This window comes from Saccharothrix sp. ST-888, from assembly GCF_000955975.1.
Taxonomy (GTDB): Bacteria; Actinomycetota; Actinomycetes; order Streptomycetales; family Streptomycetaceae; genus Kitasatospora.
Genome location: NZ_JYJF01000069.1, coordinates 24,154 through 38,551, shown reverse-complemented (window position 1 = coordinate 38,551; position 14,398 = coordinate 24,154). Strand labels below are relative to the sequence as shown.

Genomic DNA, 14,398 nt, shown 5'->3' with positions numbered 1-14,398 from the left:
AGGCGTGCGGGCCCGCGGCGTACGCGGTGATCGCCTGCTGGATGGCGGCCGCGGTCCGGGCGTCGGTGACGTCGATCTCGGTGTGGCTCCAGTCGTGGTAGACCACGGCGTGCAGGAAGGTCCACAGTTCGTAGAGGTGCGCCGAGTCGTTGCCGTCGTCGGTGGCGGCCGCCGCGCTGATCCGGTTGGCGACGGCCTGGACGTGGGCCGTGTCCATGGTGGTGGCGAAGCGGGCGTCCCAGGTCCACAGGATGCCGTTGAGACAGCCGTCGGCGCTGACCGCCGGGTCGGTGAGGAAGTCCACCAGCTGCGCGGGGGCGAGACCGGTCAGGCCGTCCACGGTGCAGGGCACCCCGGCGGCGGTACGGGCCACGGTCGCGCGCGGGGCGGGGGTGAGGTCGGCGGCGGTCGGCGCCGGACGGCCGACCTGGGCGGGCAGCGCACCGGGGATCCGCGCCGAGCCGAGCGAACCGCCGCCGGGGGCGGGGGCGGCCGTGCCGGTCCTGGCCACGGCGGTGCCGAGGTGGTCCACGTCGTCGTACGCGGTGGGGTCGGGCACCGGGGCGGTCACGGGCGGCGCGGCCGTGGGAGCGGCGGCGGTACGGGTGGCGGACGCCGGGGTGAGGGCCTGTGCGGTCTGGACGGCCGGCAGTGTGAGGGAGGCCGCGATGGCCGCGGCGAGCAGAACCCGGCGGGTGGTGTGGGTGGTTGACACCTGTGCTCCTGAGGGTGGCGGACGTGGGGGATGGAGCTGGGTTTCGGTGCGCCGTCGGGCACACCCGGGGCCGTACCGCCGCCGGGCGGCGGTGGTACGGCGGCGGGAGGGTCCGGTGGGGTCAGACCTCGGGGAAGTGGCACGCCGCCTGGCGGGTGCCGTCGGGTGCGGTGAGCCGGAGCAGCGGCGGCTCGGTCCGGCAGAGCTCCCGCGCCTTGGGGCAGCGCGGGTGGAAGGTGCAGCCGCTCGGCGGGTCCGCGGGGCTGGGCGGGTCGCCGAGCAGGACGATCCGCTCGCGGGCCCGCTCGGCGGCCGGCTCGGGCAGCGGCACGGCGGAGAGCAGCGCCCTGGTGTACGGGTGGGCGGGGTTGCCGTACACCTGCTGCCGCTCGCCGATCTCGACGATCCGGCCGAGGTACATCACCGCGACCCGGTGGCTGATGTGCCTGACCACGGCCAGGTCGTGCGCGATGAAGACGTACGCCACGCCGAGTTCGCGCTGCAGCCGCTCCAGCAGGCCGACGATCTGAGCCTGGATGGAGACGTCGAGCGCGGACACCGGCTCGTCGGCGACGACCAGTTCGGGCCGGGTGGCCAGCGCGCGGGCGATGCCGATCCGCTGGGCCTGGCCGCCGGAGAACTGGTGCGGGTAGCGCTCCAGGTGCTCGGGCGCGAGGCCCACCAGGCCGACCAGGTCGCGGACCTCCCGGCGGATGGCCTGCGCCGACTCGCCCTGGGCCCGCAGCGGTGCGGCGATGATCTGCCGGACGGTCTGCCGGGGGTTCAGCGAGGCGAACGGATCCTGGAAGATCATCTGCAACCTGCTGCGCAGCGGCCGCAGTTCGCGCTGCCCGGTGCGGGTGATGTCCTGCCCCCGGAAGGCGACCCGACCGGCCGTCGGATCGAGCAGCCGGACCAGCATGCGCCCGGTGGTGGACTTTCCACACCCCGATTCGCCGACCAGTCCGAGCGTCTCGCCGGGGTGCACGTCGAAGCTGACGCCGTCCACGGCCCGGATTCCGGCCCGTCGGCGCAGCGAGCCGCGCGGACCGGGGAAGGTCATCCCGAGGTCCCTGACCTCCAGCAGCGCCTCGGGGCGCCCGGCGTGGGGCGAAGCGGTGCTCATCCGGTCGTCACCTCGTCGAGTGCGCAGGCGTTGCGGTGGCCCTCGGCGACGAGGCGCAGCAGCGGCCTGTCCGCCGTGCACAGCGGCGACCCGTGCTCGGCGTACACCGCGCAGCGGGGGTGGAAGGCGCAGCCGGGCGGTGGGGCGAGCGGGGAGGGCGGGCTGCCGGGGATGGCGCGCAGCGGCTCCCCCTCGGGCGCGTCCAGCCGGGGCAGCGAGTCGAGCAGGCCGCGGGTGTAGGGGTGCCGGGGTGCGGTGAACAGCCGGTCGGCGGGGGCCTGTTCGGCCGCCGAGCCGCCGTACATCACCAGCACCTCGTCGGCGATCCGGGCGATCACGCCCAGGTCGTGAGTGATCAGGACCAGGCCGAGGCCGCGCGCCTGCTGCTGTCCGGCCAGCAGGTCGAGCACCTGGGCCTGGACGGTGACGTCGAGGGCGGTGGTCGGCTCGTCGGCGATGATCAGGTCGGGTTCGCAGGAGAGTGCGAGTGCGATCATCGCCCGCTGGCGCATGCCGCCGGAGAACTGGTGCGGGTGCTCCCGCGCCCGGCGGGCCGGGTCGGGGATCCCGACGTCGCCGAGCACCTCCACCGCGCGGGCCCGAGCGGCCTTCCGGCTGCCGCCGTGGTGCTCGCGGTACGCCTCGGCGATCTGGTCGCCGATGGTGAAGTACGGGTGCAGTGCGGTGAGCGCGTCCTGGAAGACCATGGCGATCCGCCGTCCGCGCAGCCTGCGCACGCTCTCCTCGGGTGCGCCGATCAGTTCGGTGCCGTCGAAGCGGACGGAACCGGTGACCGCGGCGCCCCGGTGCAGTCCCATCACGGCCAGCGAGGTGACGGACTTGCCCGATCCGGACTCCCCGACGATCCCGAGCGTCCGCCCCCGTTCGACGGTGAAGTCGATGCCCCGCACCGCTCGTACCGGGCCTTCGGCGGTGTCGAACTCCACTGCCAGGCCCCTGACTTCGAGAAGACTCACGTCAGCCTCGCCCTCGGGTCGATCCAGGCGTAGACGAGGTCCACGACCAGGTTGGAGGTCACGATGAAGAAGGAGGCGAGCAGCGTGATCCCCATGATCACCGGCTGGTCGGCCTTGTTGAGCGAGTCCGCGAAGAGCTTGCCGACCCCGGGGAGGCTGAACAGCGACTCGGTGATCAGCGCTCCGGCCAGCAGCCCGCCGAGGTCCATGCCGAGCATGGTCGCGACCGGGGTGAGCGCGGGCCGCAGACCGTGTCGGCCGACCACCCGTCGCTCCCGCAGCCCCTTGGCCCTGGCGGTCCTGACGTACGGCTCGGCCATCGTCTCGATCACCGAGTTCCGGGTCATCCGGGCGTAGATGGCGGCGAAGGTGAGCGCCAGTGTGATCCACGGCAGGATCAGGTTGCGGATCCAGCCCACCGGATCCTCGCCGAAGGCGATGTACCGGGGGTAGGGCATCAGCCCGAGCACGGTGACCACCACGTACAGCAGGAGCATCGCCGTGAAGTAGACCGGCAGCGCGGCGATTCCGATGGTGGCGACCATCACCGTCCGGTCCACCCAGGTGTTGCGGCGCAGCGCGGAGAGCAGGCCCGCCGAGAGGCCGAGCAGCAGCCAGAGCACGGCCGCACCGAGGGCGAGCGAGGCACTGGCCGGCAGCCGGTCGAGCATCAGGTCCCAGACCGGCTGCCCGCTCTGGAAGGAGTAGCCGAAGCACGGGAAGCCGCAGTGCACGGCGTACTGGCCGCTGCCGAGCGTCTGCCCGGCGAAGATCCCGAGCACGTACCGGCCGAACTGGACGATCAACGGGTCATCCAGTCCCATCTGCTGACGGACCATCACGATCCGGTCGGCCGAGCAGTCCTTGCCGCAGAACTGCGCGGCCGGGTCGCTGGGCAGCAGGTAGAAGACGGCGAAGGTGAGCGCGCAGATCACCAGCAGGGTGCCGGCGATGCCGAGCAGGCGCCGCAGCAGGAACCCCGTCATGCCGCCCCGCCCTTCGGGTCGAGGGCGTCGCGCAGGGCGTCGCCGAGCAGGGTGAAGGCGAGCACGATCAGGAACAGGCAGGCGCTGGGGAGGACGAAGAACATCGGGTCGGCCTTGTAGTAGAGCACCGAGTCCGAGATCATCTGGCCCCAACTCGGCGTCGGCGGACGGACTCCCACCCCGAGGAAGGTGAGTGCCGCCTCCGTCCCGATCAGGCCGGGGATGGCCAGCGTGACGTACACGATGATGGTGCCGGCGAGGTTGGGCAGGATCTCGGTGAGCAGGATCCGGCCGCTGGAGGTGCCGCAGGCGCGGGCCGCCTCGACGTACTCGCGGTGTCTGAGCGAGAGCGTCTGGCCGCGGACCACCCGGGCGATGTACGGCCAGCCGAAGGCGCCCAGCACGCCGATCAGCAGCAGGACGCGGTTGACGTCGCGGGCCACCGAGAGCAGCGCGATCATGAAGATCAGGCTGGGGAAGGACATCATCACGTCCATGAACCGGCTGATCACGGTGTCGGTCCGGCCGCCGAAGTACCCGGCGGTGGCACCGAGCGCGACGCCGATCAGGGTGATCAGCAGCGCGGCGCAGAGGGCCACCAGCAGGCTGATCCGGGCGCCGTAGAGCAGCCGGGCGAAGATGTCGCGGCCGAGCATCGGTTCGACGCCGAGCCAGTGCTGCGTGCTCATGCCGCCGAGGGAGCCCCTGGGGAGGCCGCCGAGGTAGGAGTCGACCGCCCGCTTGTCGGTGTCGGCGGGGCCGTGGCCGCTGATCGCGGTGAGGACGGGGGCGAGCAGCGCGGCCAGGACGAAGAAGGCGATGATGCCGAGTCCGGCCAGCGCGACCCTGCGGCGGCGCAGCCGCTGCCAGGCCAGGCGCGCGGGCGAGGCGGGGGCTTCGGCCACCGCGGCTTCGGTGGCCGTGGCTTCAGCGGCTTCGGCGACTTCGATGGCTGCGGCCGGGCGGCCGGCGGAGCGGCCGCGTGGCGTGGGCGGAGCGTTCATGGCGTCGGCTCCTGACTACTTGACGGACTTCAGGCCGATGACGGCGTAGTCGAGTTGCCCGGACCAGACGGGGTGGGCGAACGCCCCGGCGATGTTGGAGCCAACCAGGAGCGGCTTCTTCTGCCAGACCAGCGGGACGGCGGGCGACTTGTCCATGATCTTCGCGTCCAGGGCGAGCCAGGCCCGGTCGGCCTGGGTCAGGTCGGTGAGGGTGGCGATCCGGTCGAGTTCGGCGTTGACGCCGGGGTCGTCGAACCGGGTGATGTCGCCCTGGTTTCCCTTGTCCTTGATGGTCCGCCCGTCGAAGATCATCGGCAGGAAGGTGGCGGCCGACGGGTAGTCGGGGCACCAGCCGCCGATCGACAGGCCGGGCTGCTTGTCCTTGTCGCCGACGATCGAGGCGACGGCGGTCGGGTCCACGGTGGTGATGGTGACGTTGATGCCGAGCTTCTTCAGCGCCGCCTGGATCGCCTCGGCCTGCTGCCGGCCGCCGGTGGAGGTGAGCAGCTCGGTCGAGAAGCCGCTGCCGAACCCGGCCTCGGTGAGCAGCGCCTTGGCCTTCGCCTGGTCGCCGGCGGGCGGAATCCTGAAGTGGTCCACCGCCGTTCCCCCGGTCAGCGCCGGCGGCAGGTAGGTGGTGGCGACGTCGGTGAACGCCGGGCCGCCCATGGTGTCGGCGAAGGCCTCCTTGTCCACCGCGTACTGCATGGCGAGCCGGACCTGGGCGTTGTCGAACGGCGCCTTGGTGGTGTTCATGTCCAGCTTGGTGGTGCACCCGGCGTTCTCGCTGACCAGGCGCTTCTTGACGGCCGGGGCGGTCAGCACGTCGCTGATCTTGGCGGGCACCAGGTCGATGTAGGAGACGGCGTCGCGGTCGTCGCCCTGGTCGGCGATCAGCCGGTCGGCGACTCCGGTGCCCTTGAGGGTCTGGTCCACCACGATCCGGTCCGGGTAGGCCTTGCGGACCGGGTCGGTCTTCTCGTCCCAGTAGGTGTTGCGGACCAGCACCATGCGCTTGCCCCGGTCGTACGACTCGATCCGGTACGGCCCCGAGGAGACCGGGTGGTTGCTGTAGTTGACGCCGGTCTCCTTGGCCCTGGGGACGGGCGCGAAGGTCGGCAGCGTGACGGTGTAGCCGAACTCGGCGACCGGGCGCTTGAGATGGAAGACGATGGTCTTCTCGTCGGGCACCTCGATCGCCTCCTTGCCCAGGCGTTCGCCGTTCAGCGGGCCCTGGTAGCCGGCCGGGGCGTTGAGGTAGACCCGGGCGTAGTCGGGGCCGCCGGGGAGCTCGGGGGAGAACGAGCGCTCGACGTTGTACTTGATGTCGTCGGCGACGATCGGGGTGCCGTCCTCGTACTTGAGGCCGTCCTTGAGGTGGAAGGTCCAGGTCCTGGCGCCGTCGCTGGGGGTGCCGAGGTCGGTGGCGAGGTCCGGTTCGATCTTCAGGCCCTCGGCTCCGGGCGCCGCCTTGAAGGTGGTGAGCGTGCGGTAGAGCATCCGCACACCGACGTCCATCACCGGCATGGTCCAGTTGCGGGCGGGGTCGAGCTGGTCGAAGTCCACGTTGGACAGGATGTTGAGGGTCCCGCCCCTGACCGGCGTACCGCCGATGATGCCGTCGCCCTCGGTGGTGACGCCCTGTCGGCCCTGGTCCTCTCCACCGCCCGTGCCGGTGCTGCCGCACGCCCCGAGGCCGAGGGTGAGTGCCGCCGCGATCGCCGCCGCGAGGGCGGTATGGGTACGCCTGGTCATGTGCAACTCCGCAGTGGGGGGCCGTCGTTGCGGCCTGATTGACCCCGGCGGCTGGTCCGGGGCCTCCCCCGGAGGCGACCGTTGGGTCTGGCAGCTCCGGGATGTGACCCGTAACATAGTAATGTGAAATTGCACAGGCAAGAGGCTGTTCGGCCCGTTACCGAGCCGTGTCCTGACTGTCTGTCAACTCCTCGTCCGTACAGGCCAATCTCCGCAGTTCAGAAGGGACCTCCGCGGTGACCACCGACCAACGGCCCAACACCGGCAGCCACGACCTCCCCGTCACCCCCGCCCTCGACGCCTTCATGGGCACCGGCTGGACCGCCACGCCGCTCCCCGCAGACCGGAGAGCGGCCGGACACCACCTCACCCCGGGCCGCCGCGCCCGGCTCGCCGCCGCCTTCCCCGGCGAGCGACTGATCGTCCCCGCCGGGCAGTTGAAGGTGCGCAGCAACGACTGCGACTACCGCTTCCGCCCGCACAGCGGCTACGCCTGGCTCACCGGCCTCACCGGCGAGGACCAGGTCGGACACGTCCTGGTCCTCGAAGCCGACGGCGAGGCCGTGCTCTACCTGCGCCCGCGCTCCCCGCGCGGCGGCCCAGGCCCCTACGGCACCGAGTTCTACCGCGACCGCCGCTACGGCGAGTTCTGGGTCGGCCGCCGCCCCGACCTGGCCGAGGCCGAGCAGCTCACCGGCATCCGCACCGCCCACCTGGACGACCTCGCCAAACTGCTGGCGGACGGCCGGCCGAGGACCCGCCTGCTCGCCGGGGTCGATCCGCAGCTGGACGCGGCCCTCGGCCGTCCCGACGGCCCCGAGGACGCCGCGCTCGCAACCACCCTCTCCGAACTGCGCCTGGTCAAGGACCAGTGGGAGGTCCAGCAGCTCCAGCTCTCCGTCGACCACACCGCCACCGGCTTCGAGGACGTCGTCCGCGCGTTGCCCACCGCCCTGCGCCACGGCCGCGGCGAGCGGTGGCTCGAAGGAACGTTCAACCTGCGCGCCCGCGCCGAGGGCAACGGAACCGGCTACGACACCATCGTCGCCTCCGGCGCACACGCCTGCGTCCTGCACTGGATCCGCAACGACGGCCCGCTGGACCCCACCCAACTGCTGCTGCTGGACGCGGGCGTGGAGACCGACACCCTCTACACCGCCGACATCACCCGCACCCTCCCGCTCGGCGGCACCTTCTCCCCCGTCCAGCGGGACGTCTACCAACTGGTCCTGGCCGCCCAGGACGCCGCCATCGCCACCCTGAAGCCCGGCGCCAGCTTCCGCGACTTCCACCGGGCCGGCATGCGGGTGATCGCCGAGGGCCTGGCCGAGTGGGGCGTCCTGCGGGTGTCCGCCGAGGAGGCGCTGCACGAGGACTCCGGCCTCTACCGCCGCTACACCCTCTGCAGCAGCGGCCACATGCTCGGCCTGGACGTCCACGACTGCGCGAAGGCACGGGCCGAGACCTACCTGGACGGCGTGCTGGAGGAGGGCATGGTCCTCACCGTCGAACCCGGCCTCTACCTCCAGCCGGACGACGAGACCCTCCCCCTCGAACTGCGCGGCATCGGCGTCCGCATCGAGGACGACCTGGTGATCACCGCCGACGGCGCCCGCCTGATGTCCGGCGCCCTGCCCCGCACGGTGCCCGCCATCGAGGACTGGATGGGCGGTCTGCTCGCCTGACACCCGGCGGCCCGCCCGGGAGTTACCGCGCCCCTGCCTCCCGCGCCGCCGCCCACAGCTCCCGGGTGAGCTGCGCCGCCGGACCGCTGCGGGCCAGGGCGTGGGCGGTACCGGCCCACAGGTGCATCCCGTCGAGGTCGGCACGGGCGGTGGCCGCGGCCCGCAGCGGACGCGTCAGGTGGTGGACCTCGGGGTAGGCGGCCGGCGCGTACGGCTCGTGGCGGTCGATGAAGGCATTGCGCAGACCGCGCGCCGGACGGCCGGTGAACGCCCTGGTCACAACGGTCTCGGCGAAGCGCTCGTCCACCAGCGCCGCCCGGTACGCGGCGCCCGCACCGGACTCGTCGCTGCGCAGGAAGGCCGTCCCCAGCTGCACCGCCGCCGCACCGGCCGCCAGGGCGGCGGCGATCGCCGCGCCGTCGCCCAGCCCGCCGGCCGCGATCAGCGGCAGCCCGGTCTCCTTGCCCACCTGGGCCAGCAGTTCGAGCAGCGGCGTCTCCCCCGGCCGGGCATCCGCCCGGTGGGTGGCCCGGTGGCCGCCGGCCTCCGGGCCCTGCACGGCCAGCACGTCCAGGCCCGACTCGGCGGCCGCACGGGCTTCTTCGACCGAGGTCACGGTGCCGACCTGGACGCTCCCCACCGCCCGCAGGGCCGCCGCCTCCGCCGCACTCGGCAGCCCGAAGGTGTAGGAGACCACCGGAACCGGGTCGGCCAGCAGAGCCTCGATCTTGGCGTCCCAGTCGTCCCGGTCGGGCGCGATCCGCTCGGGCAGCTCGACGCCGAACCGCTCGGCCTCCGGGCGCAGCCGCTCCCGGTACGCCGCCACGGCCGCCGGGTCGGACGGCCCAGCCGGCACGAACAGGTTCATCCCGAACGGACGGTCGCTCAACTCCCGTACCCGGAGCACCTGCTCGGCCATCCCCTCGGCCGTCAGATACCCCGCCGCCAGGAACCCCAGCCCGCCGGCCCCGGCCACCGCCGCCACCAGCGCAGGTGTCGACGCCCCACCCGCCATCGGCGCGGCCACCACCGGAACCGCAAGCCGTCCCCACACAGCCGCCACCGCCACCGTCTCCCTCGCCCGACTCCCGTTCCACCTCACCCTACGCGCCGCCGACCCCGCCCCGGCCGATCCCGCTCCGCCCACGCCTCCGCCCCGAACGCGGCGCCGGGGCAGACCGGTTGAGCCCGCATACACCGAACCGCCCGTGACAGACCGGCCTGATCAGGCCGGCCTGATCAGGCCGCTCGACAGCCCGGCCGCGACGGCACTCGTACGGCTGTCCACGCCCAACTTGTCGTAGATGTGCACCAGATGGGTCTTGACCGTGGCCTCGCTGATGAACAGGCGCTTGGAGATCTGGCGGTTGGCCAGGCCCTCGGCGAGGAGCTGGAGGATCTCCGCCTCGCGCGGGGAGAGGGTCGGGCGGCCGGCCCGGACCCGGCCGAGCAGACGGGCGGCGACCGGCGGGGCGAGGACGGTCTCGCCCCGCGCGGCGGCGTGGACGGCGACGGCCACCTCCTCCGGCGGGGCGTCCTTGAGCAGGTAGCCGGTGGCCCCGGCCTCGACGGCGGCGAGGATGTCGGCGTCGGTGCTGTAGGTGGTCAGGATCAGGACGGCCGGCGGGTCGGGCAGCGCGGTGATCCGCCGGGTCGCCTCGACGCCGTGCATACCGCTGCCCATCTGGAGGTCCATCAGCACCACATCGGGACGGACCTCCAGGGACTCCAGCAGCCGCAGCGCCTCCGCCCCCTCGGCCGCCTCACCCACGGCGGTCACCTCGGGCAGGTCGTCCACCATCGCGCGCAGCCCGCGCCGGACCACCGGGTGGTCGTCCACCAGCAGCACCCGGATCACCGCGCGACCTCCGCCCGCGCGCCGTCCCGATCGCCCCGGTCGCCGCCCCGATCGCCGTCCAGGTCTCCCCGTACGCCGTCCATACCGCTCAGCACGCTCTCCGCCGTCCCGATCGCCCGCAGCGGCAGTGCGACCGCGACGGCGGTGCCCTCCCCCGGCGCCGACTCCACCGTCAGACTGCCGCCGAGCGCGGCGATCCGCTCGTGCATGCCGTGCAGGCCGAAGGTGGGCCGCCCGGCGTCGGGCCGGGTGAGCGGGTCGAAGCCGACCCCGTCGTCGAAGACGTCCAGGGTCACCTCGTCGTCGAGATAGCTGAGGGTCACCGCGATCCGCCCCGCCGCCGCGTGCCGGACGGCGTTCGCCAGCGCCTCCTGGGTGAGCCGGAGCAGCGCCACCTCGGCCTCGACCGGCAGCGGGTACGGATCACCGTCGAGACGGAGTTCGGCGCCCGCACCACCGGCCAGGCGGCGCAGCGCCTCGGTGAGGGTGGCGTCGTCGAGCGCGGGCGGGGTGAGCGCCTGCACGAAGCGGCGGGCCTCGGCGAGGTTGGCGGAGGCGGTCTGCCCGACCTCGCGGATCCGCTCGGCCGCGGTCGCGGTGTCACCGGGCAGCGCCGACTCCGCCGAGCGGGCCAGCAGCACGATGCTGGAGAGGCCCTGCGCCAGCGTGTCGTGGATCTCCCTGGCCAGGCGCTGCCGTTCGGCGAGGCGCCCGGCCTCGCGCTGGCTGGCGGCGAGCTCGTCCCTGGCCCGGACCAGGTCGTCGATCAGCCGCTGCCGCTCCCGGCTCTCCCGGTAGAGCGCGGCGTACCCGTACGCGGTGAGCAGCGCGACGGCCACGCCCGCCAGCGGTCCGAGCACCTTGGCGGTGGTCAGCCCGCCGGCCGTGGTCGCCTGGGCCGCGATCACGATCCCGGTGAGCGCGGCGACGGCCGCCAGGGCCCAGCGCACGGGCAGCAGGTGCAGGCAGACGAAGTACAGCGGGAACGCGAGGTAGCAGAACTCGGGGTGCAGCAGGGTGAGCACCACCCAGAGCAGCAGGACGGCGGCCATCCAGGCGCCCGCCCACCACCGGGTCTGCCGCACCCGCTCGGCGACCCCGCCGACAGCGTACCCGGCGGCGAGCAGGACGGCGGTGGCCAGTCCCCCGGCGCCGAGGCCGCCGGTGAACACGCCCCGGGCGACCAGGACACCCAGAAGGGTGAAGAACAGCCCGTGCAGGGCGAGGTTCGTCAGCCGCAGGGCCGGGGTGTTGGCAGCATGGCCGGGCCCCTCCGGTGCTGGTGGCGGTGCGTCTTGGGTCACGCCTCCCGAGGGTACGGGGTGGGTCCCGGCGGCCCGTCCTCCGGCGGCATCAACCGTTCGATGTATTTCGGAGTGCACCGCCCGCAGGGGGCGACTCCCGTTCCTCTCCCTGATGCTCCGGGCGGTCCGCGCCGACAAGGTGGAGGAGTACTCACCCCCAGCCCGGGAAGGTCCCCGTGTTCGTCGCACTGCGTGACATCCGCTTCGCCAAGGGCCGCTTCGCCTTGATGGGCGCGGTGGTGACCCTGATAACCACTCTGGTCGTCTTCCTCTACGGCCTGACCGGCGGGCTGGCCTCCGCGGCGTCCTCGGCCATCGCCGGGCTCCCGGCCGACCGGATCGTGTTCGGCGCCCCGGCCGGTGCCGCGCCGACGGTGTCGTTCAGCAACAGCACCGTCTCGCCCGCCCAGGCCGCCGCCTTCGCGGGCGCGCCCGGGGTGGTGTCGGCGCGGCCGCTCGGGCTGTCGATGACCCGGCTGACGACGAGTGAGGCGGCCGCCACGGTGAGCGTGCTGGGGACGGACGCCGGGCTGCTGCCGCCGCTGAAGTCCGGCGCGGCCCCGGCGGACGGCCAGCTGGCGGTGGGCAGCGAGACCGCGGCGCTGTACCACCTGACGCCCGGCCGGCAGGTGCAGGTCGGCCCGGCGAAGCTGACCGTCTCCGGGATCACCGAGCAGCGCTCGTACTCGCACGCGCCGACGGTCTGGACCACCGTGCCCACCTGGGAGCGGCTGAGCGGCCAGAACCAGCCGATCGCGCTCGCCCTGAGCACCTCCTCCGGCTCCGATCCCGGCGCGCTGGACAACGCCCAGGGGACGAAGACGGTGGCGGTCGCCGACTCGCTGACCGGCATCAACGGCTTCGACGCCGAGCAGGGCAGCCTGCAGATGATCCAGGGCTTCCTGTTCGTGGTGAGTGCCCTGGTGGTCGGGGCCTTCTTCACGGTCTGGACGGTGCAGCGCAAACCGGACATCGCCGTGCTCAAGGCGGTCGGCGCGAGCAGCGGCTACCTGGTGCGGGACGCGCTGGCGCAGGCGGCGGCGGTCCTGGTCGGCGGGGCGCTGCTGGGCGGGTCGGCCGGTGCGGTGGGCGGGGTGTTCGCCTCCTCGTCGGTGCCGTTCGACGTGAGCGTGCCGGGGGTGGCCGTGCCGGTGACGGTGATGGTGCTGCTCGGTCTGGTCGGTGCGGTGCTGGCGGTCCGCCGGATCACCGCCGTCGACCCGCTGGCCGCCCTCGGCGCCAACCGCTGAATCCGACCGCCCGCCTGCCCACCTGGAGTGAACCGATGACGCTCTCCGCCGTCCAGACCCGTACCGGCCTCGCCCTGCGCGAGGTGACCCTGACCTACCCCGACGGCGAGAGCCGGATGACCGCCCTGGACCGGGTCAGCCTGGAGGTCGCCCCGGGCGAGTTCACGGCCGTCGCCGGGCCCTCCGGCTCGGGCAAGTCCAGCCTGCTGGCGGTGGCGGCGACCCTACTGCGCCCGGACAGCGGACAGGTCCTGCTGGACGGCCAGGACGCGGGCGCACTGGCCGAGAGCGCCCGGACGGCGCTGCGCCGCGAGCGGCTGGGGATCGTCTTCCAGCAGTCCAACCTGCTGGCCTCGCTGACGGCGGTCGAACAGCTGCTGGTCCTGGAGTCGGTCCGGGGCGGCCGCCCCAGGGCGGCCCGGCAGCGTGCCGAGGACCTGCTCGCCTCGGTCGGCCTGGACGGGTCCAAGCAGCAGCGCCGCCCGCACCAGCTCTCCGGCGGCGAGCGCCAGCGCGTCAACATCGCCCGCGCCCTGTTCGGCAGCCCCTCGGTGCTGCTGGTGGACGAGCCGACCTCGGCCCTCGACCACGAACGCGGCGGCCAGATCGTCGACCTGCTGGCCGAGATCACCCGCACCCACCGGACGGCGACCGTCATGGTCACCCACGACCGGGACCTGCTGGGCCGCGTCGACCGGGTGCTGGAGATGCAGGACGGCCGGCTGCGCTGAGCGGTGGCTACTTCTCGGGGCCGAGGACGCTGTCCACGGACAGCGTCACCTTGGCGCCGATCGAGTCCGGCAGTTCGAACGACTGGCCGGGGTGATGTACGGCGTGGACGCGGTACTCACCGTCGCGCGGGTCGGTGAGCACCATGACCCTGCGGTTCTTCCGGTCCGCGATCAGATACACCGGGACTCCGGCTCCGGCGTACGCGGCGGGCTTCTTCTTGAGGTCGCCGTAGAACGCCGTCCGCCGACCGGCCCGAAGGCCGAGGATTCACCCGGACGAGTCAGCGCGCTCCGAGCCGGAGCGCCGGGCGCTCCTCGGCGGCCTCCGCCTGACCGGCCGCCCAGAGCGAGCGGACGTGGCCGAGGTGGTCGGCCATGCACTGTTCGGCGGCCTCGGCGTCGCCGGAGATCATCAGGTCGAGGAGCTCCAGGTGCTCCTCGGCGGAGGAGACCAGTTCGCCGCGCTGGTCGAGCCGGGTCAGGCCGTAGAGGCGGGAGCGCTTGCGCAGGTCGCCGACGACCTCGACCAGCCGGGTGTTGCCGGCCAGGCCGAGCAGGTCGAGGTGGAAGCGGCGGTCGGCCTCCAGGTAGCCGATCAGGTCGTGCTCGCGGGCGGCCGCGACGATGGCCTCGGCCTCGGGCCGCAGGGCTTCCAGCTGTTCGGCGGTGGCGGTGCGGGTGACCCGGCCGACGGTGGGGACCTCGATCAGGGCGCGGATCTCGGTGAAGTCGTCCAGGTCGCCCTCGGTCAGCTCGGTGACCCGGAAGCCCTTGTTGCGGACGGCCTCGACCAGGCCCTCGCGGGCGAGGTCCAGCATCGCCTCGCGCACCGGCGTCGCGGAGACGCCGAAGTCGGCGGCCAGCGCGGGCGCCGAGTAGACGACGCCGGGGCGCAGCTCACCGGAGATCAGCGCGGCCCGCAGGGCATGGGCGACCTGGTCGCGCAGCCGCTCCTGGACCGAGATGAGCGCGCGGGACTTGAGGTCGGCCATGGTGTTCCTCCGATG

General features: G+C 73.2%; 14 protein-coding genes. 3 read left to right on the top strand and 11 right to left on the bottom strand.

Annotated elements, in window-relative coordinates; all coding sequences use genetic code 11:
- From UK12_RS44495 to UK12_RS21255, 6 genes are all read right to left on the bottom strand, one after another.
- Positions 1 to 715, bottom strand: a 715-nt coding sequence (locus UK12_RS44495) for a M9 family metallopeptidase N-terminal domain-containing protein (protein WP_045304659.1), incomplete at its 3' end; no start/stop codon positions are given.
- A 121-nt stretch (positions 716 to 836) separates the two neighbouring features.
- Positions 837 to 1,841, bottom strand: coding sequence for an ABC transporter ATP-binding protein (locus UK12_RS21275; protein WP_045304658.1), 1,005 nt, complete (start codon positions 1,839 to 1,841; stop codon positions 837 to 839).
- Positions 1,838 to 2,818, bottom strand: a complete 981-nt coding sequence (locus UK12_RS21270) for an ABC transporter ATP-binding protein (protein ID WP_156178844.1) — start codon at positions 2,816 to 2,818, stop codon at positions 1,838 to 1,840. Before UK12_RS21270 ends, UK12_RS21275 begins: the two co-directional genes overlap by 4 nt.
- The gene (locus UK12_RS21265) at positions 2,815 to 3,804 is read right to left on the bottom strand and encodes an ABC transporter permease (protein ID WP_045304657.1); all 990 of its coding nucleotides are present in this window, start codon (positions 3,802 to 3,804) and stop codon (positions 2,815 to 2,817) included. Before UK12_RS21265 ends, UK12_RS21270 begins: the two co-directional genes overlap by 4 nt.
- Entirely contained in the window at positions 3,801 to 4,808 is a 1,008-nt protein-coding gene (locus UK12_RS21260; RefSeq protein ID WP_082119810.1) for an ABC transporter permease, read from the bottom strand. The genes UK12_RS21265 and UK12_RS21260 overlap by 4 nt, the downstream gene beginning before the upstream one ends.
- Before the next feature lie 15 nt (positions 4,809 to 4,823).
- The gene (locus UK12_RS21255) at positions 4,824 to 6,563 is read right to left on the bottom strand and encodes an ABC transporter substrate-binding protein (protein ID WP_045304656.1); all 1,740 of its coding nucleotides are present in this window, start codon (positions 6,561 to 6,563) and stop codon (positions 4,824 to 4,826) included.
- Between the two features lie 236 nt (positions 6,564 to 6,799).
- On the opposite strand from UK12_RS21255, the gene UK12_RS21250 reads away from it, so the two are divergent.
- Positions 6,800 to 8,248 (top strand): aminopeptidase P family protein, encoded by a 1,449-nt coding sequence (locus tag UK12_RS21250; protein ID WP_045304655.1) that lies wholly within the window; start codon positions 6,800 to 6,802, stop codon positions 8,246 to 8,248.
- A 22-nt stretch (positions 8,249 to 8,270) separates the two neighbouring features.
- Here the strand turns inward: UK12_RS21250 and UK12_RS21245 are convergent, their stop codons facing one another.
- From UK12_RS21245 to UK12_RS21235, 3 genes are all read right to left on the bottom strand, one after another.
- On the bottom strand, positions 8,271 to 9,311 hold the full coding sequence (locus UK12_RS21245; protein WP_331386662.1) for a nitronate monooxygenase: 1,041 nt from the start codon (positions 9,309 to 9,311) through the stop codon (positions 8,271 to 8,273).
- A gap of 162 nt (positions 9,312 to 9,473) precedes the next feature.
- Entirely contained in the window at positions 9,474 to 10,106 is a 633-nt protein-coding gene (locus UK12_RS21240; RefSeq protein WP_045304653.1) for a response regulator, read from the bottom strand.
- On the bottom strand, positions 10,103 to 11,410 hold the full coding sequence (locus UK12_RS21235; protein ID WP_082119809.1) for a sensor histidine kinase: 1,308 nt from the start codon (positions 11,408 to 11,410) through the stop codon (positions 10,103 to 10,105). The genes UK12_RS21240 and UK12_RS21235 overlap by 4 nt, the downstream gene beginning before the upstream one ends.
- Positions 11,411 to 11,586: 176 nt before the next feature.
- Between UK12_RS21235 and UK12_RS21230 the strand changes: the two genes are divergently transcribed.
- Positions 11,587 to 12,660: an ABC transporter permease gene (locus UK12_RS21230; RefSeq protein WP_045304652.1), complete on the top strand. Its 1,074-nt coding sequence runs from the start codon at positions 11,587 to 11,589 to the stop codon at positions 12,658 to 12,660.
- Positions 12,661 to 12,695: 35 nt separating this feature from the next.
- A complete protein-coding gene (locus UK12_RS21225; RefSeq protein ID WP_045304651.1) occupies positions 12,696 to 13,391 on the top strand; it encodes an ABC transporter ATP-binding protein in 696 nt (231 codons plus the stop codon).
- A gap of 7 nt (positions 13,392 to 13,398) precedes the next feature.
- Here UK12_RS21225 and UK12_RS38250 read toward each other — a convergent pair whose 3' ends face one another.
- Together UK12_RS38250 and UK12_RS21215 are read right to left on the bottom strand one after the other, a co-directional pair.
- On the bottom strand, positions 13,399 to 13,659 hold the full coding sequence (locus UK12_RS38250; protein ID WP_082119808.1) for a Uma2 family endonuclease: 261 nt from the start codon (positions 13,657 to 13,659) through the stop codon (positions 13,399 to 13,401).
- Between the two features lie 13 nt (positions 13,660 to 13,672).
- Entirely contained in the window at positions 13,673 to 14,383 is a 711-nt protein-coding gene (locus UK12_RS21215; RefSeq protein ID WP_045304650.1) for a GntR family transcriptional regulator, read from the bottom strand.
- Positions 14,384 to 14,398: the final 15 nt, after the last annotated feature.

What these genes read in the sequence shown, in the direction of transcription:
- UK12_RS21255 (WP_045304656.1), bottom strand. Translation starts at nt 6,563, where the DNA reads ATGACCAGGCGTACCCATACCGCCCTCGCGGCGGCGATCGCGGCGGCA.
- UK12_RS21275 (WP_045304658.1), bottom strand. Translation starts at nt 1,841, where the DNA reads ATGAGCACCGCTTCGCCCCACGCCGGGCGCCCCGAGGCGCTGCTGGAG.
- UK12_RS21265 (WP_045304657.1), bottom strand. Translation starts at nt 3,804, where the DNA reads ATGACGGGGTTCCTGCTGCGGCGCCTGCTCGGCATCGCCGGCACCCTG.
- UK12_RS21260 (WP_082119810.1), bottom strand. Translation starts at nt 4,808, where the DNA reads ATGAACGCTCCGCCCACGCCACGCGGCCGCTCCGCCGGCCGCCCGGCC.
- UK12_RS21215 (WP_045304650.1), bottom strand. Translation starts at nt 14,383, where the DNA reads ATGGCCGACCTCAAGTCCCGCGCGCTCATCTCGGTCCAGGAGCGGCTG.
- UK12_RS21225 (WP_045304651.1), top strand. Translation starts at nt 12,696, where the DNA reads ATGACGCTCTCCGCCGTCCAGACCCGTACCGGCCTCGCCCTGCGCGAG.